Raw genomic sequence first — 23,443 nt, 5'->3', positions numbered from 1 at the left:
ATAGATGGGCGCTTATATCGCCAAACGCCTGCTGTTGATGATCCCGACTCTGTTCGGCATCATGCTGATGACATTCGCCATCATCCAGTTCGTCCCCGGCGGGCCGATCGAGCGCGTCATCGCGCAGATCCAGGGCACCGCGGTCGATGCCACCGCGCGCTTCGGCGGGCAGTCCGGCGGCGAGGTCGGGCGCGGCCAGGAGGCCGGCGGCATGGGCGACAGCTCGATCGGCGTCAAATATCGCGGCGCCCAGGGCCTCGATCCCGAATTCATCAAGAAGCTCGAGGTCCAGTTCGGCTTCGACAAGCCCGCCCCCGAGCGCTTCTTCCTGATGATGAAGAACTATCTGACCTTCAATTTCGGCGACAGCTATTTCCGCGATAAGCCGGTGGTCGATCTCATCATCGAGAAGATGCCCGTATCGATCTCGCTCGGTATCTGGCTGGCGCTGATCACAAATTTCGTCTCGGTTCCGCTCGGCATCCGCAAGGCGGTGAAGGACGGCAGCACCTTCGATATCTGGACATCGGGCGTCATCATCGTCGGCTATGCCATTCCGAGCTTCATCCTGGCGATCTTCATGATCGTCATGTTCGCTGGCGGCAGCTATTTCAACTGGTTCCCGCTGCGCGGGCTCACCTCGGACAATTTCTCCGACCTCTCCTTCTTCGGCAAGATTACCGACTATGCCTGGCATCTCGTCCTGCCGCTGATCGCACTCGGCATCGGCGGTTTCGCCACGACCACGCTCCTCACCAAGAACTCTTTCCTCGACGAGATCCGCAAACAATATGTCGTCACCGCGCGCGCCAAGGGTCTGTCAGAGAGACGCGTGCTCTATGGCCATGTCTTCCGCAATGCGATGCTGATCGTCATCGCCGGCTTCCCCGGCGCCTTTCTCGGCGCCTTCTTCACCGGCTCCCTCCTCATCGAGCAGATCTTCTCGCTCGACGGCCTTGGGCTCCTCACCTTCAATTCGGCGCTCAACCGGGACTACCCCGTCTTCTTCGCCAATCTCTACATCTTTACCCTTGTCGGGCTGCTGGTGGCGCTAATCAGCGATCTCACCTACACATGGGTCGACCCCAGAATCGATTTCGAGTCCCGAGACCTCTAATTCATGGCCTTGTTCAAGCTCTCCGGATTGAATCAGCGTCGCTGGACCTTGTTCAAGGCGAACCGGCGCGGCTTCTGGTCGCTCTGGATATTCCTCGTCCTGTTCGTGGTCAGCGTCTTCGCGCCGGTGATCGCCAATGACCGCCCGATCCTTGTCTCCTACAAGGGGGAATTGCTGTTCCCGCCCTTCACCGACTATCCGGAGGAGAAATTCGGCGGTTTCCTCGCCCGCACCGACTTCCGCGACCCCTTCATCCAGGAGGAGATCAGCGCCAATGGCTGGATGATCTGGCCGCCATTGCGCTACACTTACAATACGGTCAACAACGATCTGCCGTCCCCCGCCCCCTCCAGGCCCGCCTTCGATATGAGCCGGGAGGAGGCCTGCGCCAAGTACCCGCAGCAAACCGCCGATCCCAATTGCGTGGCCGGCAACCTCAACTGGCTCGGCACCGACGATCAGGGCCGCGATGTCATCGCGCGGCTGCTCTACGGCTTCCGCATCTCGGTGTTCTTCGGGCTGATCCTCACCGTGATCTCCTCGGTGCTCGGGGTCGCGGCGGGCGCGGTGCAGGGCTATTACGGCGGCTGGGTCGACCTCCTGTTCCAGCGCTTCATCGAGATCTGGACCGCCATCCCCACTCTCTATCTGCTCATCATCCTCGCGGCCTTCATCGAGCCGAGCTTCTGGATCCTGTTGTTTATCCTGGTGCTATTCTCCTGGACGTCGCTGGTCGGCGTGGTCAGGGCGGAGTTCTACCGGGCCCGCAATTTCGAATATGTGCGGGCGGCGCGCGCGCTCGGGCTCACCAACACCAAGATCATGTTCAAGCATCTCCTGCCCAATGCGGTGGTCTCGACCGTCACCTTCATGCCCTTCATCGTGGCGGCCTCGGTAACGACGCTGACGGCCCTCGATTATCTGGGCTTCGGGCTGCCCCCCGGCTCGCCGTCGCTGGGCGAGCTTCTCAATCAAGGCAAGCAGAATCTGCAGGCACCGTGGCTCGGAATCACCGGTTTCGCCGTCACCTCGGTCATGCTGTCGCTGCTCGTCTTCATCGGCGAGGCGGTGCGCGACGCGCTCGACCCCAGGAAGACCTTCCAATGAGCGCACCGCTTCTCGATATCCGAGACCTTTCGGTCGCCTTCAAGCAAGGCAATTCGACCAGCCTCGCGGTGGATCGTGTCTCCTTCTCGATCAATAAGGGCGAGACACTGGCACTGGTCGGCGAATCGGGATCGGGCAAGTCGGTCTCCGCCCTTTCGGTGATGAAGCTCCTGCCCTATCCGGCGGCGTCGCATCCGTCCGGCGAGGTGTTCTTCAAGGGGCAGGAACTGCTGCACGCGGACGAGAATACGCTCCGCAAGGTGCGCGGCAACGACATCACCATGATCTTCCAGGAGCCGATGACCTCACTCAACCCGCTGCATACGGTGGAGAGACAGATCGGCGAGATCCTCGAACTGCATCAGCGGCTGTCCGGTCCGGCGCGGCGCCAGCGCATCATCGAGCTCTTGACCAAGGTCGGCATCCGCGATCCCGAGACGCGGCTCGAGGATTTCCCGCATCAGCTGTCTGGCGGCCAGCGTCAGCGCGTGATGATCGCCATGGCGTTGGCCAACAATCCCGATCTCCTGATCGCGGACGAACCGACCACGGCGCTCGATGTAACGGTGCAGGCGCAGATCCTGAAGCTGCTGAAGGATCTCCAGGCCGAGACCGGGATGGCGCTGCTCCTGATCACACATGACCTCGGCATCGTGCGGCACATGGCGGACAGGGTCTGCGTCATGCAGCAGGGCAAGATCGTGGAAGCGGGCGAGACGGCCAAGGTCTTCGACAATCCCCAGCACGCCTATACCAGGATGCTACTTGCCGCCGAGCCCAAGGGCAAACCGCCGGCGAGCAATGCCGCCGCGCCCGTCGTCGTTTCGGCCGACAATCTCAAGATCTGGTTCCCGATCAAGCGTGGCTTCTTCCGCCGTGTCGTCGGGCATATCAAGGCGGTGGATGGCGTCGACGTCACGGTGCGCTCCGGCCAGACGCTCGGCATCGTGGGCGAATCGGGCTCCGGCAAGACGACGCTGGGCCTGGCGATCCTGCGCCTCATCGCGTCGGAGGGAGCGATCGTCTATGCCGGCCAGCGGATCGACGGCTTCAACGCGCGCGCCATGCGGCCGCTGCGCAAGGACATGCAGATCGTCTTCCAGGATCCCTACGGATCGCTGTCGCCGCGACTTTCCATCCGCCAGATCGTCGAGGAAGGTCTCATTGTCCAGGGCAAGGAATATAGCGACGCGCAGAGACGCGACCGGGTCGCCCAGGCGTTGACCGAGGTCGGCCTCGACCCTTCCGCGATGGAGCGCTATCCCCACGAATTCTCCGGCGGCCAGCGCCAGCGCATCGCCATTGCGCGCGCGCTGGCGCTCGAGCCCAATTTCATCGTTCTCGACGAGCCGACGAGCGCGCTCGACATGTCGGTGCAGGCGCAGATCGTCGATCTGCTGCGCCAGCTCCAGGAATCCCACAATCTCGCTTATCTGTTCATCAGCCACGATCTGAAGGTGGTGCGCGCGCTCGCTAACGAGGTCATCGTGATGCGCAACGGACTTGCGGTCGAATCCGGTCCGACGGCGAAGATTTTCGATTCGCCTCAGACCGACTATACCAAGGCCCTCATCGCCGCCGCGCTGCATCTGCGCACGGCTCCCGCCGGAATCGTCAAGCAATAATCATGGCCCTGCTCTATCTCATCAATTCCTGGTCCGTCGCCGAGTGGACGGAGGCAATGCGTCGACTCGCTCCCGATCTCGACATCAGGACCTGGCCGGAGATCGGCAATCAGGCCGACATAACCTATTCGGTGGCCTGGCTCCCACCCGCCAACGTGCTCAGGAGCCTGCCCAATCTCAAGGTGATCTTCTCCCTGGGCGCCGGGGTCGATGCCATATTGAAAGACCCGACGCTGCCTGACGACGTGCCGATCGCCAGGGTCAACGAACCCGACCTCACCATGCGGATGACCGAATATGTCGTTCTGCAGGTCCTAATGCACCATCGCCAGCAGCGCCGGATGGACGAGAGCCAGCGCCAACGCCGCTGGGATTCATTCGCCACCCATTCCGCCTCCGCCATGTCGGTGGGCATCATGGGACTTGGGGTACTCGGCAGCGACGCGGCGCGGAAACTCGCCTCTCTCGGTTTCAAGGTGGCGGGATGGAGCCGATCACGCAAATCCATTCCGGGTGTTGAATGTTTCGCCGGCCCGCAGGAATTCGATTCGTTCCTGGAACGAACCGATATTCTCGTGAGTCTGCTGCCACATACGCCGGAGACGACCGGCATCATCAACCGTGACCTCATCGCCAGGCTGTCGCGAAAAGGACCCTTCGGCGCCCCAATCCTGATCAATGCCGGGCGCGGCAAGCAGCAGGTCGAGAGCGATATCCTGGCCGCCCTCGATTCGGGCGCGCTCCATGCCGCCACGCTCGATGTCTTCGAGACCGAGCCGCTGCCCGAGGCAAGTCCGTTCTGGAGCCATCCCAAGGTGACGGTGACACCGCATATGGCGGCCGATTCCGACCCCGACACGATCTCGGCTTATGTGCTGCGGCAGATCCGGCGCCACCAGGCGGGCGAGCCGGTCGAGAATATCGTCGATCGGAGTCGCGGCTATTAGAGCAAATCGCGGGATTCTTGCGAAAGCCGGTATCTACTTTTTCATATCCGGACTACCTGGCCGCCTTGCCTAGTTTACGTAGCGACATCTGCTAGCGGACTTGTTGCTGGCCGACTTTGAATTTCCGGCAACTGCTTCTCCTGCTGCGGAGCTTTTTTGGCCAGACGGAAAATGACTCCGCCATGTCCGGGCGGGGTGGTCTTTGCAGTTCCGCAATGCCCCATAACCGTCGGCATAAGGCATCGATGCTCAACGGCACGCAATCCGGCCGCATTCAATGGCCGGCCATGGATGGTCTGTACATTCGCCAGCCGTGATGGAGTTCCGGGCGATTGACTCGCTGCTCCATCGCCTGTCGTTACGCCCGGCTGTGATGGGGGGGAAAATCCCGTAGCTGCAAGCGCACTTCCATCGCCAGAGGCCGTGCTGATTTGTGCGGTATTCTCGAGGAGATTACCCTCATCCTTCTTGTTCCACACGCGTAGCAAAGCTTGCACGACTTCAAGGATTATTCGGAGGCCGAGAGCCATTCGGTTGATCCTATCGGAGTTCGGATAGTGGGGCCTGTTCGGCCAGACTGAGGAGTTGAAGTCCGAACGCAACTCCTCAACTTGATATTTCCAAAATCCTGCCATCTGGCCCACGATGTCAAGCGCCCATCGCGGCGCCGGCAATGATTTGGCGAGAATCCTTTTCGGCGACGTAACCCCACTTCGCCGGGATGCGCGTTAAAACCGCTTGATTGAGGTGATCCGGCCGTAGCGCGCGGCGATGCGTTCGACAGCGTCGGCCAGAGGCTCGAGCGTCACCTGCATGAAATAGCCGTTGGCATGCAGCAGCATGCGCGGATCGGCCATGATGCCGACATGGCCCTCCCAGAAGATGAGGTCGCCGCGCCGCAGATTCTCGATATCGTCCGTAGGCAGAGCATAACCAACCGCCTTCTCCTGCATGTCCGTATCGCGCGGGCATGCCCGCCCCGTCGCCTGGAGCGAGAGCTGGACCAGACCCGAGCAGTCGAGGCCCAATACAGATTTGCCGCCCCACAGATAGGGCACATGGCGATAGGCCTCCGCCACCGCGACGAAATCCGTTGCGAACATGCCGACGGGCTGAAGGTGACGGGCGACGACGAAGCGGCCATTGGCGAGATGCGCAAATCTCTCATCCGCGCGCAGCACCGCGACCTTGGCATTGAGGGTCACCGTTATCACCGGCTGCGCCTTGATGTCGCGCGCCGGGAACATGAAGGTCGAAGGAACCGCGACGCGATGCGTCGCCCCCGGGCCGGGCGGCGTCAGATCATCCAGGGCGGCATAGCCGACATAGCCGTCGCTCTCGAGCTGCAGCCAGGCCCAGCCTTCACGCGTATCGAAGACACGCGCCCGCTCGCCGAGCAAGGCCTGGGTATCAATGCGCGAGTCGAACCTCGGTTCGCGATGAAGCGACAGGATCGGAGTCGCGACCTCCCGCACCTCTCCTTCGACAGGACGCGCGGCGCCGACAGCCGCGCCCAGGCGGGCGTCGGCAATATCGGGGCGGATGGCATGCAGGCGCGGATCGAGCTCGTTCATGGGAGACCGGTCTAAACCTGCTTGGCGAGCTTGCCAACGGTCTCGGCCAGGCGCTCGAGATAGAGAACGCCCTGCACTGTCCTCTGCACGAGTACATTGCGACGGTCGGCCTCGTCGCGGCGGCGCGCCAAGAGCTCAATCTTGCCCAGCGAATCGAGCGCCCGCGTAATCACCGGCTTGGAGACGCCGAGTTTCCTGGCGAGATCGCGCACCGTGTGGGGCGGCGCCTCCAGATAGATGGTGAGCAGCAGGGTGATCTGCCGCGTCGAGAGATCCGGCTCGTCGCTGCGCACCAGATGAAGGTTGACATCATGCCAAAGCTGCAAAGCCTGCGCCGCCGACAAAGTGACGCTCATGGAACAGGTCCGGTTTTAATCGTTACGGAGCCGTTTCATTCTGCCCCAGCGCAGCGAGGCCTGCAAGCACTTCCGCTTTTACGCTTTGCCGTAGCGGTCCGCGATCACCCCGTAGAGCGCGTGGATCGCCTGGGCTTCGCCACCCCGGGGCCGTCCGGGCTTGGCGGTCGGCACCCAGGCGAAAATGTCGAAATGCACATAGGACCGGGCGCGCTCGACGAAGCGCTTGAGGAACAAGGCGGCGGTGACCGATCCGGCGAAGCCCGATTCGCCGGCATTGTTGAGCTCGGCGACCGAGGAATCGATCAGCGCGTAATAGGGCGTCCAAAACGGCATGCGCCAGATGGGATCGTTCATCGTCGTCGCATGGCGCGCGAGATCCTGAGCGAGCGTATCGTCATCCGTGTAGAAGGGCGGCAGATCGGGGCCGAGCGCCACACGCGCAGCGCCGGTGAGCGTCGCCATATCGACGAGAAGTTCCGGCGCCTCCTCATCGGCAAGTGCGAGGGCATCGCCCAGGACCAAGCGTCCTTCGGCGTCGGTATTGCCGATCTCGACCCTGATTCCCTTGCGGCTGGTCAACACGTCGCCCGGACGGAAGGCGTTGCCGGAGATCGAATTCTCGACCGCGGGGATAAGCACCCGCAGTCTCACCTTGAGCCGCGACTCCATGATCATCCGGGCAAGCCCCAGGACGTTCGCTGCCCCGCCCATGTCCTTTTTCATGGTGAGCATGCCGGAAGCGGGCTTGATGTCGAGACCGCCGGTGTCGAAGCACACGCCCTTTCCGACCAGCGTCACCTTCGGCGCGCGCGCCGGGCCCCAGGTGAAATCGATGAGACGCGGCCGTCGGGGACTTGCCTGGCCGACCGCATGAACCATAGGAAAATCACGGCGCAGGCGATCGCCGGCGACGACGCGGAGCTTGGCGCGGTGGCTGGACGCCAGTTGGCGCGCGGCCTTCTCGAGTTCATCAGGTCCCATATCGGCCGAGGGCGTATTGACGAGATCGCGCACCATGAAATGTGCTTGCGCCGCGTGCAGCAGCGCCGCGTGGTCGAGCTGCGCCGGACAGACGAGGCGCGGCGGCGGCCCCGACGGCTTGCGGTAGCGCTCGTAACGGTAGGTTTCGAGCAACCAACCCATGACGGCGTTGCGCGGATCCGGAAGTTCGCCCGCGATACGATAGGTCGCCTCCGGAAGAAGGCGCGCCAGCCTGCCGAAGTCGAAAGCCTCGCCGGCCTTCGCCGTCTCGGCCATACCGTAATAGACCGTGTGCAGATGGCCGGAGCTGTCAGGCAGGAGCGCATGCTTGCCCGGCTGGCCGCTGAAACCCGTCGCCTTGAGCCATGCCTTGGCCGGCTTGTCGAGGGCGCGCTCGATGCCGGGCCAGGATCTGAGTGTCACGGGGATAACCGGTATGGCGTCCTGGGCACGGCTGGGGGGCAGAAGCGGAAGTGGCTCTTTCGGCATGGGAAATCCTCGAGGCGGGTGTCGGTTCAGTCGAACCGGGGGAACTCATCGTGATCTATAGCAAAGCCCGCTCATGGTTAATGGTTTATTGAGGACTGTTTTCCACAATGACCCGCAAAAGCGGATAGCGGGTTCACGAGCCGATCGCCGCAGAAATATCGGAGTAAGGGCGAATGCCGGCTACCTGTCGATCTTCCTTCACGAGGCGCTTGAGCCTCGCCGCCCTCCTCATCAGCTCTGCCCTTGCTCTCGGCGCCTGCCAGAACAAGGATGGACTCGATGGCGTGGATCCCCTGGCCACCGGCAGCACGTCGCCGGCATCGCTCAAGGAAACCGCCAAGCTCGGCGAGCGCTGGCAGTCCGACCCCAAGAACCTGCAGCTCGGGCTCGCTTATGCCGGCCAGCTCAAGAAGCTCGGCCAGAGCACCCAGCAATTGCAGGTGCTGGGGACGCTCACCCAATATCATCCCGAAGATCAGAAGCTGCTGACGATCTATGGCCGCGAACTCGCGCAGGCCGGACAATCGCAACAGGCTCAAACCGTCCTCGCCAAGGCCATCACCGCCGGCAGCACCGACTGGAAAGCCTATTCGGCCATGGGCTCGACGCTCGACCAGCAGGCCAAATACAGCGAAGCGCGCGAGTACTACCAGCGCGCGCTGAAGATCTCGCCGGGCAATGTCGCCATCCTCAACAATCTCGGCATGTCCTACGCCCTCGAAGGCGACCTCAAGCAGGCAGAGACGGTCCTGAAGCAGGCATCCGCTTCGCCGGAAGGAAAAAAGGAGCCGCGGCTGAGGCAGAATCTGGCGCTCGTCGTCGGGCTTCAAGGCCGCTTCGACGACGCCAGCCAGATCGCCAGCACCGATCTGCCGCCCCAGCAGGTCGAGGAGAATATGGCCTATCTGCAGAAAATGCTGGCGCAGCCCAATACCTGGCAGCAGCTCACCGACAAGCCGGCGGGCTGAAGAGCGCACGCACCACACCAGCTTTCCATTTCTTGAGTCGACGCGCTACTTGTTGGCCGCCATCACCAGGATAATTGATGGGCCGAGGATCACGACGAAGATCACGGGAAGGAAGAACAGGATCATCGGCACGGTGAGCTTCGGCGGCAGACCGGCGGCCCGCTTCTCGGCCTCCATCATGCGCATGTCGCGGTTCTCCTGGGCCAGGACACGCAAGGCTTGGCCGAGCGGGGTGCCGTAGCGTTCCGACTGGATAAGACTGGTGACGACGGATTTGACGATCGGAAGCCCGGTGCGCTTGCCGAGATTCTCGAAGGCCTTGCGCCGGTCGGGCAGATAGGAAAGCTCGGCGCAGGTCAGTGTCAGTTCCTCGGCCAGAGGAACCGACTGGCTGCCGATCTCGCGCGACACCCGCTGCATGGCGGCCTCGATGGACATGCCGGACTCGACGCAGATCAGCAGGAGATCGAGCGCATCGGACCAGGCCCTTTTGATCGAAAGCTGGCGCCGGTTGATCTTGTTCTTCACATAGATGTTCGGCAGATAAAAGCCGGCGACCAGGCCGACAATCGCGGCGGCGAATCGCATATTGGTCGGAATGCTGTCGCCGAAGACCCGGGTCGAATAGATGAAAAAGATCGCCGCCAGGATGATGGGCGCGATGAAGCGTGCGGCGAGGAAATAGACCAGGTGGTTTTCACTGCGATAGCCAGCCTGGCGTAGAGTGTCGCGCGAGGTTTCGGCTTCGAGGACCTTCCTGAGGTTGAGCCCTTCGACCAACTGCGTGAGTAGCCCCGGCTTGGCGCGGTCGCGCAGTCGGGCGCCGTCGGCAAGAGAGGCCCGATGCGCCGCGCGCAGGCGATCACGTTCCGTGGCGACGCTCTTCATGCGCGCCTTCATCTGGTCACCCTGAAGCAAGGGGGCGGCGATGGTCAATATGGTCGCAAAGGCGGAAAGACCGACAAGAAGGGTGATCAGAGTCTCGGGTTTCGTGAATAACTCGATATCCATGTCAACAAACGCCTTCGTCAGAAATCAAAATTGATCATCTTGCGCATGATCAGGATGCCTATCAGCATCCAAACGCCGGAGCCGATCACCAGGAAATTGCCGATGGTGGTATCCCAGAGCGGATTGAGATACGCCGGATTAAGGACGGTCAGCGCGCCCATTATGACGAACGGCAAAGAGCCGATGATCGCGGCGGAAGCCTTGGCCTCCTGGCTCATGGCGGTGATCTTGGCCTTCATCTTCTTGCGGTCGCGCAGGACCTTGGACAGGTTGTTCAAGGCTTCGGCGAGATTGCCGCCGGTCTTGGACTGGATGTTCATGACGATGCCGAGGAAGTTCACTTCCGCGAGCGGCATGCGTTCATACATGCGCTCGATGCCCTGATCGATGGAGATGCCGACCCGCTGACCCTCAACGATCTCGAGGAATTCGGGACCGACCGGTTGCGGCGTCTCGGTGGAGATGATCCTCATCGCGTCGGTGACCGGAAGGCCGGATTTAAGGCCGCGCACCATAATATCGACGGCGTCTGCAAAATCGTTGAGGAATATCTGTTGTCGGCGCCGGACCAGGAACTTCAATATCCAGCGCGGAAGCCCGAGCATGCCGGCAATGCCGGCGACGACCGCGACATACCAGGGCATGCCGGCGACGAACGCGCCGAAACCGATGAGTATCCCGACGATCAGTGAGAACACGTGGAAGAGCCTCGGCGAAGTCTCAAGGCCCGCTTGCATGAGATGAACGCGGAGCGTCAGTTTCCGGCGGCGCTGACGCTCCCGCTCCTCGAGCTGGTTCAGCGACTCCTGCAACTGCTTGCGGCGGGTGTCCTTCGGGTCCTCAGCCATGAGCCGGGCGCGCAGGCTTTGCCGTACCGGAGCCTTCGCGTCCAACGTTACAGCCTTGACGCGCTTCTCCGTCTGCTTGGCACCGGAGAAATAGGGATACAGGATCGCCAGCAGGAGGCCGCCGACCGCCAGCGCCACCAGCGCCAGAAAGCCCATTTGCTGCAGACCATCACCCATAGACGAACTCCCTAACGCCGACCTTCAGCCCTGGGGCCGGCTCTATCCTTCGTTGCGAGACTCGGCGCGCTCCAGCGCCTCGGCCAGGCGTTTCTCTTCGTTGAAATAGCGGGCACGGTCCCAGAAATGCGGCCGGGCGATGCCGGTCGAGCGATGCTTGCCCATGATGCGGCCCTGGGCATCTTCGCCAACAACCTCATAGACGAAGAGGTCCTGGGTAATGATCACCTCGCCCTCCATGCCGATGACCTCGGTGATATGAGTGATGCGCCGCGAGCCGTCGCGCAGGCGCGAGGCCTGGATGATGACGTCGATCGAGCCGACGATCATCTCCTTGATCGTCTTGGATGGCAACGCAAAACCGCCCATCGTGATCATGGATTCGAGACGTGAAATCGCCTCGCGCGGGCTGTTGGCGTGCAGCGTGCCCATCGACCCGTCATGGCCGGTATTCATCGCCTGCAGAAGATCGAAGGCCTCGGGTCCGCGGACCTCGCCGACGATGATGCGCTCGGGCCGCATGCGCAGGCAGTTCTTGACGAGATCGCGCATCGTCACCTCGCCTTCGCCCTCGAGATTGGGCGGTCGGGTTTCGAGGCGCACGACATGCGGCTGCTGGAGCTGAAGCTCAGCGGCGTCCTCGCAGGTGATGACGCGCTCGTCATGATCGATATAGCCGGTGAGGCAATTGAGGAGCGTCGTCTTGCCGGAGCCGGTGCCGCCCGAGATCAGGATATTGCAGCGCACGCGCCCGATGATCTCGAGAATGGTCGCCCCTTCCGGGGTGATGGTGCCGAACTTCACCAGATTGGGTAGCTTGAGCCGGTCTTTCTTGAATTTGCGAATGGTCAACGTGGGGCCGTCGATGGCCAGAGGTGGCACGATCACGTTGACACGTGAACCATCGGCGAGGCGCGCATCGCAGATCGGTGAGGCTTCATCGACACGGCGTCCGACCTGACTAACGATACGTTGGCAGATATTCAGAAGCTGGCCGTTGTCGCGGAAGCGGACGCCAGTCCTTTCCATCTTTCCGCCGACTTCAATGAAGCAGGTATTGGCGCCGTTGACCATGATATCGGCGATGTCGTCGCGCGCCAGGAGAGGCTCGAGCGGCCCATAGCCCAGCACGTCATTACAGATGTCCTCGAGCAGGTCCTCCTGCTCGGCGATCGACATCGCCACATCCTTGAGCGTGATGATCTCGTTGACGATGTCGCGGATTTCGTCGCGCGCGCCCTCGCGATCGAGCTGGCTCAGCTGAGTCAGGTCGATAGCATCGATCAGCGCATTGAAGATGGTCGACTTGATATCGTAATAGTTCTCAGACCGGCGGGGAGGCGCGCCGGCAAGGGGCTTCGTCGGCGACGTCGCTAAGGTCTGCGGTAGGCCGGTGCGTGGCGGCTCAGCGGCGCTGCGCGGCGGCACGGCGCCGGACTGGATCTTGAGATCCGGAATCGGCGGATGAGGCGCAGCCCCATGCAGAGGCTGCTGCCCATTGGCCGGTCGTAGAGGTTGTATCCCGCTTGACGGGAATTCGGTCTGTTCGCCGCGCTTTCCGAACATCACTTCTTCCTTAGCAATTTACTGGCAAAGGTCAGCGAGAATTTGGACGGCTTGGGCTTCTCCTGGCCGATGAGCATCTGCGCCAGATTGGCCACGGCTTCAGCCGCCTTGGCCTTCGCGGATACTTCGGCCAGCATCTGGCCATTGCTGGCGGCGGTGCCGAAGGTCTGTGCGTCATAAGCGATGATCAGGGCCGGCTCCAGTCCGATCGCCTTGGCGAAATCAGCCACCGGTATTTCCGGGCGCTTGGGAACGCCGACCTGATTCATCACGAGTCGCGGCGGGCGATCATTCGGGCGCGCCTGCTTGAGCAGGTCGACTAGGTTCTTGGCATTGCGCAGGCTGGCAAGTTCCGGCGTCGCTGTGATGACCACCTCGTCGGCCTGCAGCAGCGTGAGCTTGATCCAGGGGGCCCACATATTCGGTACGTCGACAATGACACATGGCACGCTGTGGCGAACCGTGTTGAGGATAGTCTCCACAGCGGTGGTATCGATATGCACGTCACGGTCGATGGCGCCGGGTGAGGCCAGCAGACTGAGCTTGTCGCCACATTTGGTCAGAAGACGGTCGAGCAGCGTCTGATCGACGCGGTCAGGCTGGCCCAGCGCGTCGGCGATGCCCTGCGACGCATCCTGGTTGAAATTGAGCCCGGCGGTGCCGAAGGCCAGGTCGAAGTCGGTGATAATCGTATCGGTATCAAGATGGCGCGACAGATACCATCCAATATTATGGGCGAGCATGCTCGACCCGACGCCGCCTTTCGAGCCGACAAAGGCGAAGATGCGGCCGAGCGGCTTCGCCTTCGGATCATGAAACAAGGCGGCGATCGCTTCGATGAGCTGAAGCTGATGGACTGGCGCCACCAGATACTCGCTCACCCCCTGGCGCATCAGCTCGCGATAGAGCAGCACGTCGTTCAGGTGACCGATGACGATGACCTTGGTCTCGGGACCGCAGACCTGCGCCAGTTGCGCCAGTTCCGTGAGGACGGTTTCGCGGCTGCCGGCGGTCTCGACGATCAGGACATTGGGCGTGAGCTCGCTCTGAAAGACTTGAACGGCGGCAGCAATTCCGCCCATATGCATCTGGACATGTGCCCGTGACATGCGCCGGTCGGTAGCGGCGGCCTGAACGGACTGAAGCGTCCGCTCATCGCCGCAGAAGGCACGGATATTGATATGGGGTACCGATGCGACCACCGGTTGGGCGGCATCAAAGTCAAATTCGGCGTTCAAGACGGCTTGGTACATTTCGTAAGGCCCCTTGCCCGTTTTACTGGGCGATATCGGAAATCTTTGCTTTCTGCTGCTGCTCTTCGGTCGCCGCGGAAGTAGCCGTGCCGTTGCGGTAGTCGTCGATGACCTTGCTGCGCCGCATCGGATCGGACGGCGTCTGGGCTCTCGGTCTGATGAGATCCTGCGGATTGGCGACCATCGCGGCAATATTGCTCTGCTGGGCGCAGCCGAAATTCTGATATTGGTCGTTCTGCGATGTCCGGGACAAATCCTTCGGCCACTCGCCACAATCTTTGACGTACGCGCCCGTCTTGGTCACAATGATCGGATGACGTTCATAGTGCGTCGCCGCCGGCTGATAGAGATCATCGAGCGTGGGGCCGCCGCTCTTGCAGGCTGCGGCCGAAAGGACGATGCCCGCCAGCGTCAGCATCTTCAACCATCCGTTACCCGAGACTTTCATGGCCATGCTTTTCATGTTCTTTGCCCACGTCACTCGACGATGTAACCGACATTGCCGTGATAGACGCCATTCGGCCCCTTGCCTGGCGTCCCGTAAATCTTGTTGAGGCGGCCGAAGAGAATCGCCTGCTTGTCGGTGGCATTTTTTAGCCCATCCGTCGGCATCGCCAGCTGCTGCTCATTGACCGGATTGACGACATAAGGCGTCACGATGACCACGAGCTCGGTCTGATTCTGCTGGAAGTCGCGGCTTCTGAACAAGGCGCCGAGGATCGGCAGATTCTTGAGGCCGGGCGTGCCCGTGATGTCCGCACGCGCACTGTCCTTAATCAGGCCCGCCATCGCCAGGGATCCGCCGCTGGGCAGTTCGACGGTCGTCTCGGCGCGGCGCACGCTCAGGCCCGGGACGGTGATACGATCGACAGTGACCGAGATATCATTCGATATCTCGCTGACCTCGGTGCTGATTTTGAGCGAAATGCGTCCTTCCGACAGAACCAGCGGCGTGAAGCCCAGGCCTACGCCGAATTTCTTGAATTCGACCGTGATCGTGTCGTTGTCCTGCGCGACAGGGATGGGGAACTCGCCGCCGGCGAGGAAGTTGGCCGCTTCGCCGGAAACTGCTGTCAAGGTAGGTTCCGCCAATGTGCGCAGCAGGCCGTCACGCTCCATCGCCCGGACGAAAACATCGACGGAGTCACCGCCGCTCGACCAGCCGGCCCCGTAACCGCCGAGCAGGCTAATAGGCGCGCTCGTGAAGGGATTGATGTTGGCAAGGTCGAAGGCGAATTTGCCGATCGAGAAAATCGCCGTCGTGTTGATGCCAAACTGCTTCAGAACGTTGCGCTGCACTTCCGCGATGCGCACCTTCAGCATGACCTGCTCCTTGCCGAGCACGCCGATGCTGGAGATCACCTTCTTTTCATCGCCGGTGAACCTCACCGCGAGGTCGAAGGCAAGCTTGGCATCCGCGGGAGATTTGGCGGTGCCGCTCAGGACGACATTGTCGCCGATGGTATCGACCACGATGCGCGATCCTGGAATGGTACGGCGGACGAGCTTCTGCAGCGCAGCCTTGTCCTGCGTCACCTCCAGATCGAGAGCGAGGATCTGCTGGCCATTCGCGTCGAAGAAGAAGATATTGGTCTGGCCGATGGCGCGGGCGAAGAGATAGGCGGTGTTCTTGGTGCGCACCACCGCATCGACGATGTCGGGATTGCCGACCAGCACGTCGCGCGCCTCACCCGGCAGCTTGATGACGATGGACTTGTTGAGACCGATGCGCACCAGGCGCCCGTCGCCACCCGCCGCCGAAATGCTGTTCTCGGCGGCATGGGCAGGCTCGACAAGCGCACAGGTTGGTGCAATGAGCAGAGCCACCGCCAGCACGATGCCGCAAAACATCTTCCGTCCGAGTGCAATTCCCCCGCAGCGGCCAATGTCCGTGATATCCTTCGTCATCCCTGCCATCCCAATCGTTCAATTCAGTGTGACGCGCCGCGGAATGCCATATCTGATGATGGTCATCTCGCTGTTTTCGGTTCCGTTCGCGTATTTCTCGCTGAGCCGCGGAACGATGTCGGCGAGCGGAACGCCGTCATTCTCGCGGATCGAGCGCAGGGTGAGGGAAAGCTGCCCGACATCCTGCGTCATGGAGATCACCTCGGTCTGGCGCGGATCGAGCTCGAGCGTAGCGGTCTTGTCGGCGACGACATATTCCTTGTCGTCTTCGCCTTTCGGCCGGAAGGTCTGATCGATCGCCAGGACGCGCACATTGGTGAGCACGGTCTCGCTGATCGAGGATTTCTGGTTGGATCCGTCATCGATCTTGCGGGTCAGCAGCACATCGACCCGGTCGTTGGGAAGAATGAAGCCGCCGGCGCCGGTTTCGGCCGAGACCGGAACCGAAACGGCACGCATGCCCTTCGGCAGAATGGCCGACATGAATCCATTTTCAGTCGGCAGAACCAACTTCTTTTCGATGACCGGCTCGCCTTCATAGATCGCCGTGCGCGCGCGTGCCGTCTCGTATTTCGTTTTGGCTTCGGGATTCGCCTCACTGGTGATCATCGTGGCCGCGACGGTCGCCTTGGGCCAGGATTGCCAGCCGATCGAGCCGCCGACCAGCTTCTCGCCCATCTGCAGGTTCTTGGTGGCGACCAGGACGTCGACGGTTTCGACCTTGCTGACTTCGACCGTCTTGACCTCCTTCTTCGTGCCCACCAGGCCCTTAGCCATATAGATGGCGAGCCCGGCGGAACCAAACGCCACGGCCAAGACAAGAAGACGCGTCCTATTCATGCTACACCCTCACCTCACCCGCACATCGGCAGACGGCGTGTTTGCCGTTTCACTTTCACCATGAATGGTCAAATTACCGTTAAGCTTTTGCCGTCTTTTGAAACTTACGTCGTCACCGACATCCACCAGCTGCCGGGAAAAGCCAGTATCGTTCCCGCCGCGATGGCGACGCCATAGGGCAGATCCATCTTGAAGCCGAACAAACGCTTCGCCCAGCCGACTTCATGCACCTCTCCCTCGACTTGGAGCAACTGCCAGGCCTTCATGAGGATGACCAAGACACCGCCGGCGAGCGCGGTGAAGACGAGAAATGGCGGCAGGTGCGCCCAACCGATCCATAGCGCGGCCGCGGCCAGGAGCTTGGCATCGCCACCACCGATGAAGCCCGACGAGAAGAGGCCGAAGCCCACGACCAGGACGACGATACCTGCCAAGCAATGCCACAGAATGGCCTCTCCTGACATGCCGCTGGCAAGTGCCATCGGGAAAAAGGCCAGCACGATGATCGCATTCAGCCAGTTGGGGATGCGCAAAGTCAGGAAATCGCTGATGGCGGCGGCGACCACCAGTATGGGGAAAAGTGTCTGGGCCAGGAGAGTGATCATGTTTGTCTGTCCTTCGGCCTTTACCCGCGCTTCACCGTGAGAGCAGGCATTCCAGGCGTGATGCCGGGCACAGTTTCACGGCTGGCGTAAAAACGGCGTTACCGCCTGCCGCGGGATGCAAAAAGATTGGCACCGGCTTTGATCCGGCATCGCGCCGAATAAGAAGACCGCCGGCTTCCACCGGCGGTCTTCGAGCCTCCCTGCGATCGTATCTTGCCGCAGGCTATTACGCCGTGAACGCGTTCAGCGCGTTGGTGATTGCCGTGAACACGCCGCTAAGCGCGGTGGCCAGCAACGGCATCACGAGAACGAGCATCAGGCCAATGGCGGCGGCGATCAGACCATATTCGATGGCGGTCGCGCCGGACTCATCTTTCACAAAACGCATAAGCTTGTTCATCTGACTCTCCAGTTGACTTCTCTGTAACAGCACCGGCTCACGTCAGGATGCGTTTTGCACGGCTGTTGTCGTGAACCGAGGACAACCCTAGGCTTCAGCCATTAACGGGTAGTAAATCGGGCGGCATTGCGGGACCTAACGTCGAGTTTCTAAAATAAATGGTTAGCCGACGGTTTCATCAATAGGTAAAATTCGAATTATTTATTTAACATAGCGTTGATCTATGGAAATTTCTATTATCATCCTCGATATTTTTTAAGTATCTACTTGGTAAATATTTATTTGATCTTACTTTCTGGAAATATATACTTGATCTCATCTAGTACTTTCGCATTATGATGACCTGCGGCCGCAGATGAGCTCACAGTCAAATCGGCGGTACAAGTGAGAACAGCGCCGGCTGAACCATAAACACCCGATGGGATTCTTTGCCGGATACTGCCGATGGCCGCGCCGTGCGAAGTAAAACGCCCCAGTTGCGGCGGCCTCTTGAAGCTGAAAGCCCGCGGATTTCTGAGAAACGACGGGGCGGACATTGTTTATGCAACAATGCTTGAACGGCGCGGCGCTCTGGCTATATTGCACCCCGAAATCGGGCTACGAGCCCGTCCGGCGGGACATAGACATATGGACCCGCTTGCTGGGGAAGGGTGGCCGAGTGGCTTAAGGCGCACGCCTGGAAAGTGTGTATACGTGAAAGCGTATCGAGGGTTCGAATCCCTCCTCTTCCGCCAAGTTCGATACTTATGTGTTTGTTTTTGCTTGTTATTCCATATTCACTTCTTTTTTCGTCCTAGTCTGTGTCCTAGTTTCGGCTTCTGCCGGTTCCATTTGAGTGCTCGTCAAATGGGCTCTCGTTGTCCTCGGTCGGTCGGCAGGCTGCCATTCTGTGGTTATCGGTTCGGCGGGTCTGAATTTGGCCCATAGTGCTTCCCTCGATTCGTCTGAGAATGGTGCACCATCAAAGTCCGGGATCAAACACCTAGCCTGGGCCGTCGTCGGTATTCGACCGATTACAGTGCGCTGCAGATAAGGCCGCGGAGCCGTTCGCCGAGAATTATGCCGCCCTCCCCGGCGAGTTCCCGGCTTGCCGCGTCATAAGTGGTTTCACGGCGCTCGACACCGCCCCCGGCAAGAGCCAGCCAGGGGCATAGCTATGCGGCACCAGGAAGATGCGGTCCTCGGTATCGATGACTGCGGCACGTATCCCTTGCGTCATGCCCCGGCTGAGCCTGAACCAGGGCTGCATCATAAGGAGGAGGATTCGGCTTAACATGGGCTGTCCTTGAGTCGAGCGCGCAATCACGGTAAAGCCAACCGCACAATGAAACAGATATTTCGCATGTTTCTGGCGGCCGAAGGAGCCCGGCCCTGGGCAGTATTGCTGTGCCTGCTTCTATCCGGCTTCACCGAGGTGGTTGGTATTGCCGCACTTTTGCCCACAATCCAGTCGATTTCCAATCAGGGACTTGAGTCCGGCGGCAGCTCACCGGCCGTAATCTTCATTCACAATTTCATGGCGACGCTGGGGGTTACGCCCAATCTTTCCAATCTCATTCTCCTCGTCTTGGTATTCTTCACACTGAAGACGATATTGTTATTCATCGCCTTGTCTTACGCTGGCTATACGGTCGCCCGCGTGTCCACCGGACTTAGACGGCGGCTCATCAAGGCATTGTTCGGTGCGCGCTGGAGCTTCTACACGCAATTGCCAGCCGGCCGCGTTGCCAACGTCATGAGCGGCGATGCCACCATGGCTGGAACGGCCTACTTTGTGGCGGCCCAGACTATGGCCTTTGCCATCCAGGGTGTCATCTACACGATTGCCGCCTTCTTGATCGATTGGAGAGTGGCTATTGTCGGCCTGATTGTCGGAGCGGCTATTGCCGGCTCGCTCGGGCGGCTGGTGACGATCACCAAGAAAGCCGGCTACGAGCGCGGCGGCCGGACGTCCGACCTCACTGGCTTCGTCACCGACTTGATGAGCAACATCAAGCCGTTGAAGACAATGCACCGCTATGACAGCCTGGTCGGTGAGATGGGACTTCTCCTCAGGCACTTGCGCAAGGCCTTGGTTATCAGGGAACTCGCCCGTCAGGGGGCTCTATCAGGGCGGCGACCTGCTCATTACCTTGACCCTCGGCATCGGTGTCTATCTCGCGGTGACCGTCTGGAACACCTCGCTGGCGGAGCTTGTCGTTCTCGCTGTCGTCTTCTTCCAGGTGATTACCATCACCAACAGGCTGCAGAAGATGGCGCAGATGGCGGCGGAACTTGAAGGCGCCTATGTCAGTACCGTGCAGCTCATCGACAGCGCGAATGCTCAGCGCGAAACGCATACCGGCACGCTCGCCCCCATCCTCGAGAAGGAATGCCGCTTCGAGAACGTCACCTTCGCTCATGCAAAGACACCGGTGGTCAGGAATGTCAGCTTCACCATCGCGAAGGGCTCCATAACCGTGCTGCAGGGGCAATCCGGCGCCGGCAAGACGACATTGATAGACCTGCTCACCGGCCTCCACACGCCCCAAGAGGGATCGATCACGCTGGACGGCGTTTCGCTCGCCGACATCGACATGAAGCAGTGGCGGCACTCGATCGGCTATGTGGCGCAGGAGCTCAGTCTGCTCCACACGACGGTCAGGGAGAATATCGTCCTCGGCGACACCAGCATCAGCGACGCGGATCTGATGGAGGCGCTCGATCAGGCGGGCGCGCGCGATTTCATCATGGCGATGCCCAACGGCATCGACACCGAAGTGGGACCCATGGGCTTGAAGCTATCGGGCGGCCAGCGCCAGCGCATTGCCTTGGCCCGCGCCTTGGTCGTGAAGCCGGCGCTGCTCATCCTCGATGAGGTCACGAGCGCGCTCGATCCGGAATCGGAGTTGGCCATCTGCCAGAACATCGCGGCCTTGCGCGGCAAATACACGACGGTCGCGATCACCCATCGTCCGGCCTGGGCTGAGGTGGCGACCGAACTCTACAAGGTCGAGCGTGGCGGCGTCATCAAGACGACAGCATCGCAGACCACGAACAAGGACAGTGCCGGATGGAGCGTGATGAGGATGTGAGCCGGAATGCGCTGAGCCGTCTCGGCGCCCGCCTCATGCCGCCGGATCGCAGAATTTCATCCGTGCTCCGGCATCCTGCAGCGCCGTGATCACGCCGATGGAGGGAGCGTCGCGCATGTCGGCCATGTAAGGCTTGAATGTCGGGCCGGGCACCGCGATGCCTTGCCGCTTACGGACCCCCCAGGCCAGGATCACCTTGCGCCCCATGGCGCGCTTGTGCTGGCTGTCTTCGGAAAACACGAGCCACCATTGCCGGGGCCGGCATGGAGGAACTTCGCGCGGACGCGGTTGTCGAGGCCGATGCCGCGGGGTTGGCGCCCAGCGAGTAAGGCATTGGCGGGGCGGTAGAGCTCGGTCATCACACGCTCAGGCCCCGCTGGTCGTCGGCGGCGATGACGATTGCGGTCCCGACGCTTGAAGTCGGCCATCGGTGCACCTTCGCGCAAGAATTCCGGATTGGACACCGCGGCAAAATCCGCATCGGGCCGAGCCTCGCGGATGATGCTCTCCACCTTGTCGCCGGTGTCCACTGGCACCGTCGATTCGGTCACGAAAACCGGCCTCAAAGCCCCGCTTTCCGGCAAATCAAAACCTCACAGCCCCTCAATCATTCAATGCCGTCAATGCGTCGGGAATAGTTCAGGGCCGACAAATTATAGGCGAGACCTTCAGGCCGCCCTCTTCCTCGTAATCATCGCCCAGACAGCGAGCACCATTACAGCTCCAATGACCGCTCCAACAAAGCCGGCGCCTTCTTTGATTCAATTAATTGAGGTTCTACGGGCTTCTCCGCGAGCCGTTTGATGATCTCTGCCTGGCGGGCGAGTTCCGTATCCGGCATCGAGTCATAACAGGGAATGACCACGAGATCGCGCATTACACCGGCCGCCGTCCGCGGCTCGAGTTCGGGCCGGTCCTTGGGTGCGGCGATATGCTGCGAGCGCGGCAGGTCGGCGGCATCGAAGCCCTCAGCCCTCAGCCCGTCGATGAACTTGCGCGGCTCCTCCACCAAGAGCGGGAACACCCAGTAGTCGTGGTGCGCATTGCCCTGCGCCGGCATCGCCACGGCGCCGCCGATCAGGTCGCGCAGCGTCTCGCCCTTGCTCGTCCGCACACGGATATCCTGGATGTCGAATTCCTCGAGCCTGCGGTTGAGCAGCGCCAGCATCGCGGTCGAGGGCTGGAAGCGCAGGTTCTTGGCCGTCTTGAGCGGGGCGACATCGCGCACCCGGTCGGCGAGCGAGTCCTCATAGTCCTGGCCGCGCGCATGATAATATTTGTAGATGGCGCCCAGCAAAAGTCGCGATGTGACGAGCTTGAGCCCCATGAATTTTAGGATACGCTTCAGATGCTTCTTGTCGGGCTGCACCGGATAGTTGGCCTGGACCGTCCGCATGCGGCCGCGCAATTTGTCGTCGCGCACCCGGATCAGGGCGCCGCCCAGCGCGGTGGAGGTCTTGATCGGGCCGAAGGAGAACAGGCTCAGATCGGCCTTGCCGCTGCCCGGATAGGCCCTTCCATTGAAGGCCTGGGCGCAGTCCTCGACCGCGACAATGCCTTTGGCCCGCACCAGGTCGAAGAGCGGATCGAGATCGAGCCGGGCTCCGAAGAGATGCGCGGCGACGAAAACACGTGAACGCGGCGTAATGACCTTTTCGAGCCTTTCGAGGCTCGGCCCCATCGAGCCGACATCGAGATCGACGGGAACCGGCACCAGGCCGGCATCGCGCACGACTCGCACCATGCCGCGGACATTGAGGGCCGAGAAGATCACCTCGTCGCCGGGCTTGAGGTCGAGGGCCTGGATCAGGAGATCGAAGCCCGAGCGTACCGAATAGGCTGCGATCGTGTCATCCGTATCGGAAAAAAAGCCTTCCACCGAGCGCCGCAGGGCCTCGCGGTCGTTCGATTTGAAGCAGTTCCAGGCTCCCGCGAGGAGATCCAGCCATCCGATCTTGAGTTGCGTTCTGACCCACATTTGCCTAAATACCCTTCGTCAACGGACATCCCTTAGCGCCAGAGCCAGCACGATGCCACCCCGTGCCACGATCCGTTACACGAGATAAGGTGAAAATTCGGGTGGAATGTTATAGGCAGGGAACCTGTAAAGTTACCCTCATTGGTTAAAGTATTTGCGCTCCCCTTCATTGGGCTCGCTTGTCTTTTTGGTTTCCTGTCATGAGGAAACCTCTCATCGCGCCGGACCGTGAAGGGCCATAGAGGACCCAAGAGAGGCCACTTCGACGGAACCCGCTTTCCACCAATTTAGACACTTATCTTATTGTTATTGCTGGCTATTGTTTATGCGATTCTTTTTTCATCCTAGTAGCGTCCTAGTATCGGCGTCTAGCGATTGGGTTTGAGTGTCCGTCAAGTAGGCTCTCACTGTCCTCGCTCCCGCCGGATCGAGTGATACCCGCAGGTTGCCGTTATGTGGATACTGGCTGGCGGCTTCGTCGTCTTCGCAGTTGGTGGGCAATTGACTGATAATCCGTAAGCCGAACCGGTTCGTGGCCGCGCAGTATAAACGCCAGCTGAAGAATATCCACACAGCGCCAGCCTTGGAGCTGTTGAAATCACAGTAGCGATAAAGC

At 60.9% G+C, this 23,443-nt stretch carries 21 protein-coding genes, 1 tRNA gene and 1 pseudogene; 8 read left to right on the top strand and 15 right to left on the bottom strand.

What is annotated here, in order from left to right; all coding sequences use genetic code 11:
• The first annotated feature begins 4 nt into the window (after positions 1-4).
• From G5V57_RS14605 to G5V57_RS14590, 4 genes are read left to right on the top strand one after another with little or no spacing between them, the layout of a single operon-like run.
• Positions 5-1,117, top strand: coding sequence for a microcin C ABC transporter permease YejB (locus G5V57_RS14605; protein WP_165168200.1), 1,113 nt, complete (start codon positions 5-7; stop codon positions 1,115-1,117).
• Between the two features lie 3 nt (positions 1,118-1,120).
• Positions 1,121-2,224: an ABC transporter permease gene (locus tag G5V57_RS14600; protein WP_165168199.1), complete on the top strand. Its 1,104-nt coding sequence runs from the start codon at positions 1,121-1,123 to the stop codon at positions 2,222-2,224.
• Complete coding sequence (locus tag G5V57_RS14595; protein ID WP_165168198.1) at positions 2,221-3,849, top strand: ABC transporter ATP-binding protein; 1,629 nt, start codon at positions 2,221-2,223, stop codon at positions 3,847-3,849. Before G5V57_RS14600 ends, G5V57_RS14595 begins: the two co-directional genes overlap by 4 nt.
• Positions 3,850-3,851: 2 nt before the next feature.
• Positions 3,852-4,796, top strand: coding sequence for a glyoxylate/hydroxypyruvate reductase A (locus G5V57_RS14590; RefSeq protein ID WP_165168197.1), 945 nt, complete (start codon positions 3,852-3,854; stop codon positions 4,794-4,796).
• 728 nt (positions 4,797-5,524) lie between these two features.
• On the opposite strand, the gene G5V57_RS14585 is transcribed toward G5V57_RS14590, so the two are convergent.
• The 3 genes from G5V57_RS14585 to G5V57_RS14575 all read right to left on the bottom strand — a co-directional run bounded on the left by G5V57_RS14585 (position 5,525) and on the right by G5V57_RS14575 (position 8,199).
• Positions 5,525-6,370, bottom strand: coding sequence for a C40 family peptidase (locus G5V57_RS14585; protein ID WP_165168196.1), 846 nt, complete (start codon positions 6,368-6,370; stop codon positions 5,525-5,527).
• Positions 6,371-6,381: 11 nt separating this feature from the next.
• Entirely contained in the window at positions 6,382-6,726 is a 345-nt protein-coding gene (locus G5V57_RS14580; RefSeq protein WP_165168195.1) for a MarR family transcriptional regulator, read from the bottom strand.
• A 78-nt stretch (positions 6,727-6,804) separates the two neighbouring features.
• Positions 6,805-8,199: a M17 family metallopeptidase gene (locus G5V57_RS14575; RefSeq protein ID WP_165168194.1), complete on the bottom strand. Its 1,395-nt coding sequence runs from the start codon at positions 8,197-8,199 to the stop codon at positions 6,805-6,807.
• A 209-nt stretch (positions 8,200-8,408) separates the two neighbouring features.
• Here G5V57_RS14575 and G5V57_RS14570 point away from each other — a divergent pair, with 209 nt between their 5' ends.
• The gene (locus G5V57_RS14570) at positions 8,409-9,167 is read left to right on the top strand and encodes a tetratricopeptide repeat protein (protein ID WP_165168193.1); all 759 of its coding nucleotides are present in this window, start codon (positions 8,409-8,411) and stop codon (positions 9,165-9,167) included.
• A gap of 45 nt (positions 9,168-9,212) precedes the next feature.
• On the opposite strand, the gene G5V57_RS14565 is transcribed toward G5V57_RS14570, so the two are convergent.
• The 9 genes from G5V57_RS14565 to G5V57_RS14525 all read right to left on the bottom strand — a co-directional run bounded on the left by G5V57_RS14565 (position 9,213) and on the right by G5V57_RS14525 (position 17,775).
• Positions 9,213-10,178: a type II secretion system F family protein gene (locus G5V57_RS14565; RefSeq protein ID WP_165168192.1), complete on the bottom strand. Its 966-nt coding sequence runs from the start codon at positions 10,176-10,178 to the stop codon at positions 9,213-9,215.
• Between the two features lie 17 nt (positions 10,179-10,195).
• Positions 10,196-11,203 carry a type II secretion system F family protein gene (locus G5V57_RS14560; protein WP_165168191.1) on the bottom strand — a complete coding sequence of 336 codons (1,008 nt, stop codon included), beginning with the start codon at positions 11,201-11,203 and terminating at the stop codon, positions 10,196-10,198.
• Between the two features lie 42 nt (positions 11,204-11,245).
• Entirely contained in the window at positions 11,246-12,769 is a 1,524-nt protein-coding gene (locus G5V57_RS14555) for a CpaF family protein (protein WP_206530265.1), read from the bottom strand.
• Complete coding sequence (locus tag G5V57_RS14550) at positions 12,769-14,022, bottom strand: CtpF protein (protein ID WP_165168190.1); 1,254 nt, start codon at positions 14,020-14,022, stop codon at positions 12,769-12,771. The genes G5V57_RS14555 and G5V57_RS14550 overlap by 1 nt, the downstream gene beginning before the upstream one ends.
• Positions 14,023-14,044: 22 nt before the next feature.
• Entirely contained in the window at positions 14,045-14,485 is a 441-nt protein-coding gene (locus G5V57_RS14545) for a CpaD family pilus assembly lipoprotein (protein ID WP_165168189.1), read from the bottom strand.
• Between the two features lie 14 nt (positions 14,486-14,499).
• On the bottom strand, positions 14,500-15,930 hold the full coding sequence (locus G5V57_RS14540) for a type II and III secretion system protein family protein (protein ID WP_165168188.1): 1,431 nt from the start codon (positions 15,928-15,930) through the stop codon (positions 14,500-14,502).
• Positions 15,931-15,948: 18 nt separating this feature from the next.
• Positions 15,949-16,770 carry a Flp pilus assembly protein CpaB gene (gene cpaB / locus G5V57_RS14535; protein WP_165168187.1) on the bottom strand — a complete coding sequence of 274 codons (822 nt, stop codon included), beginning with the start codon at positions 16,768-16,770 and terminating at the stop codon, positions 15,949-15,951.
• Positions 16,771-16,874: 104 nt separating this feature from the next.
• Entirely contained in the window at positions 16,875-17,375 is a 501-nt protein-coding gene (locus G5V57_RS14530; protein WP_165168186.1) for a prepilin peptidase, read from the bottom strand.
• Positions 17,376-17,601: 226 nt separating this feature from the next.
• Positions 17,602-17,775: a Flp family type IVb pilin gene (locus G5V57_RS14525; protein ID WP_165168185.1), complete on the bottom strand. Its 174-nt coding sequence runs from the start codon at positions 17,773-17,775 to the stop codon at positions 17,602-17,604.
• A 644-nt stretch (positions 17,776-18,419) separates the two neighbouring features.
• On the opposite strand from G5V57_RS14525, the gene G5V57_RS14520 reads away from it, so the two are divergent.
• Positions 18,420-18,509 (top strand) — tRNA-Ser (locus tag G5V57_RS14520).
• A 279-nt stretch (positions 18,510-18,788) separates the two neighbouring features.
• On the opposite strand, the gene G5V57_RS34375 is transcribed toward G5V57_RS14520, so the two are convergent.
• The gene (locus G5V57_RS34375) at positions 18,789-18,917 is read right to left on the bottom strand and encodes a hypothetical protein (RefSeq protein ID WP_246737693.1); all 129 of its coding nucleotides are present in this window, start codon (positions 18,915-18,917) and stop codon (positions 18,789-18,791) included.
• A gap of 200 nt (positions 18,918-19,117) precedes the next feature.
• Between G5V57_RS34375 and G5V57_RS14510 the strand changes: the two genes are divergently transcribed.
• Both G5V57_RS14510 and G5V57_RS14505 read left to right on the top strand, forming a co-directional pair.
• Positions 19,118-20,053 (top strand): ABC transporter ATP-binding protein, encoded by a 936-nt coding sequence (locus G5V57_RS14510; RefSeq protein WP_165168184.1) that lies wholly within the window; start codon positions 19,118-19,120, stop codon positions 20,051-20,053.
• Positions 20,037-20,849 (top strand): ATP-binding cassette domain-containing protein, encoded by an 813-nt coding sequence (locus G5V57_RS14505; RefSeq protein WP_165168183.1) that lies wholly within the window; start codon positions 20,037-20,039, stop codon positions 20,847-20,849. The genes G5V57_RS14510 and G5V57_RS14505 overlap by 17 nt, the downstream gene beginning before the upstream one ends.
• Positions 20,850-20,891: 42 nt before the next feature.
• Here the strand turns inward: G5V57_RS14505 and G5V57_RS14500 are convergent.
• Positions 20,892-21,406: pseudogene (locus G5V57_RS14500) on the bottom strand (UDP-glucose 6-dehydrogenase); the annotation flags it as partial.
• Between the two features lie 158 nt (positions 21,407-21,564).
• Complete coding sequence (locus G5V57_RS14495) at positions 21,565-22,827, bottom strand: DegT/DnrJ/EryC1/StrS family aminotransferase (RefSeq protein WP_165168182.1); 1,263 nt, start codon at positions 22,825-22,827, stop codon at positions 21,565-21,567.
• Between the last annotated feature and the right edge of the window lie 616 nt (positions 22,828-23,443).

This window comes from Nordella sp. HKS 07 (assembly GCF_011046735.1).
Lineage (GTDB): Bacteria > Pseudomonadota > Alphaproteobacteria > Rhizobiales > Aestuariivirgaceae > Taklimakanibacter.
The sequence above is the reverse complement of the archived record's forward strand: the minus strand, read 5'-3'. Positions and strand labels throughout refer to the sequence as shown.

Coding starts and splice junctions, on each gene's coding strand:
- G5V57_RS14605 (WP_165168200.1), top strand. CDS start 5: ATGGGCGCTTATATCGCCAAACGCCTGCTGTTGATGATCCCGACTCTG.
- G5V57_RS14600 (WP_165168199.1), top strand. CDS start 1,121: ATGGCCTTGTTCAAGCTCTCCGGATTGAATCAGCGTCGCTGGACCTTG.
- G5V57_RS14595 (WP_165168198.1), top strand. CDS start 2,221: ATGAGCGCACCGCTTCTCGATATCCGAGACCTTTCGGTCGCCTTCAAG.
- G5V57_RS14590 (WP_165168197.1), top strand. CDS start 3,852: ATGGCCCTGCTCTATCTCATCAATTCCTGGTCCGTCGCCGAGTGGACG.
- G5V57_RS14585 (WP_165168196.1), bottom strand. CDS start 6,370: ATGAACGAGCTCGATCCGCGCCTGCATGCCATCCGCCCCGATATTGCC.
- G5V57_RS14580 (WP_165168195.1), bottom strand. CDS start 6,726: ATGAGCGTCACTTTGTCGGCGGCGCAGGCTTTGCAGCTTTGGCATGAT.
- G5V57_RS14575 (WP_165168194.1), bottom strand. CDS start 8,199: ATGCCGAAAGAGCCACTTCCGCTTCTGCCCCCCAGCCGTGCCCAGGAC.
- G5V57_RS14565 (WP_165168192.1), bottom strand. CDS start 10,178: ATGGATATCGAGTTATTCACGAAACCCGAGACTCTGATCACCCTTCTT.
- G5V57_RS14560 (WP_165168191.1), bottom strand. CDS start 11,203: ATGGGTGATGGTCTGCAGCAAATGGGCTTTCTGGCGCTGGTGGCGCTG.
- G5V57_RS14555 (WP_206530265.1), bottom strand. CDS start 12,769: ATGTTCGGAAAGCGCGGCGAACAGACCGAATTCCCGTCAAGCGGGATA.
- G5V57_RS14550 (WP_165168190.1), bottom strand. CDS start 14,022: ATGTACCAAGCCGTCTTGAACGCCGAATTTGACTTTGATGCCGCCCAA.
- G5V57_RS14545 (WP_165168189.1), bottom strand. CDS start 14,485: ATGAAAAGCATGGCCATGAAAGTCTCGGGTAACGGATGGTTGAAGATG.
- G5V57_RS14540 (WP_165168188.1), bottom strand. CDS start 15,930: ATGACGAAGGATATCACGGACATTGGCCGCTGCGGGGGAATTGCACTC.
- cpaB (WP_165168187.1), bottom strand. CDS start 16,770: ATGAATAGGACGCGTCTTCTTGTCTTGGCCGTGGCGTTTGGTTCCGCC.
- G5V57_RS14530 (WP_165168186.1), bottom strand. CDS start 17,375: ATGATCACTCTCCTGGCCCAGACACTTTTCCCCATACTGGTGGTCGCC.
- G5V57_RS14525 (WP_165168185.1), bottom strand. CDS start 17,775: ATGAACAAGCTTATGCGTTTTGTGAAAGATGAGTCCGGCGCGACCGCC.
- G5V57_RS14510 (WP_165168184.1), top strand. CDS start 19,118: ATGTTTCTGGCGGCCGAAGGAGCCCGGCCCTGGGCAGTATTGCTGTGC.
- G5V57_RS14505 (WP_165168183.1), top strand. CDS start 20,037: ATGGCGGCGGAACTTGAAGGCGCCTATGTCAGTACCGTGCAGCTCATC.
- G5V57_RS14495 (WP_165168182.1), bottom strand. CDS start 22,827: ATGTGGGTCAGAACGCAACTCAAGATCGGATGGCTGGATCTCCTCGCG.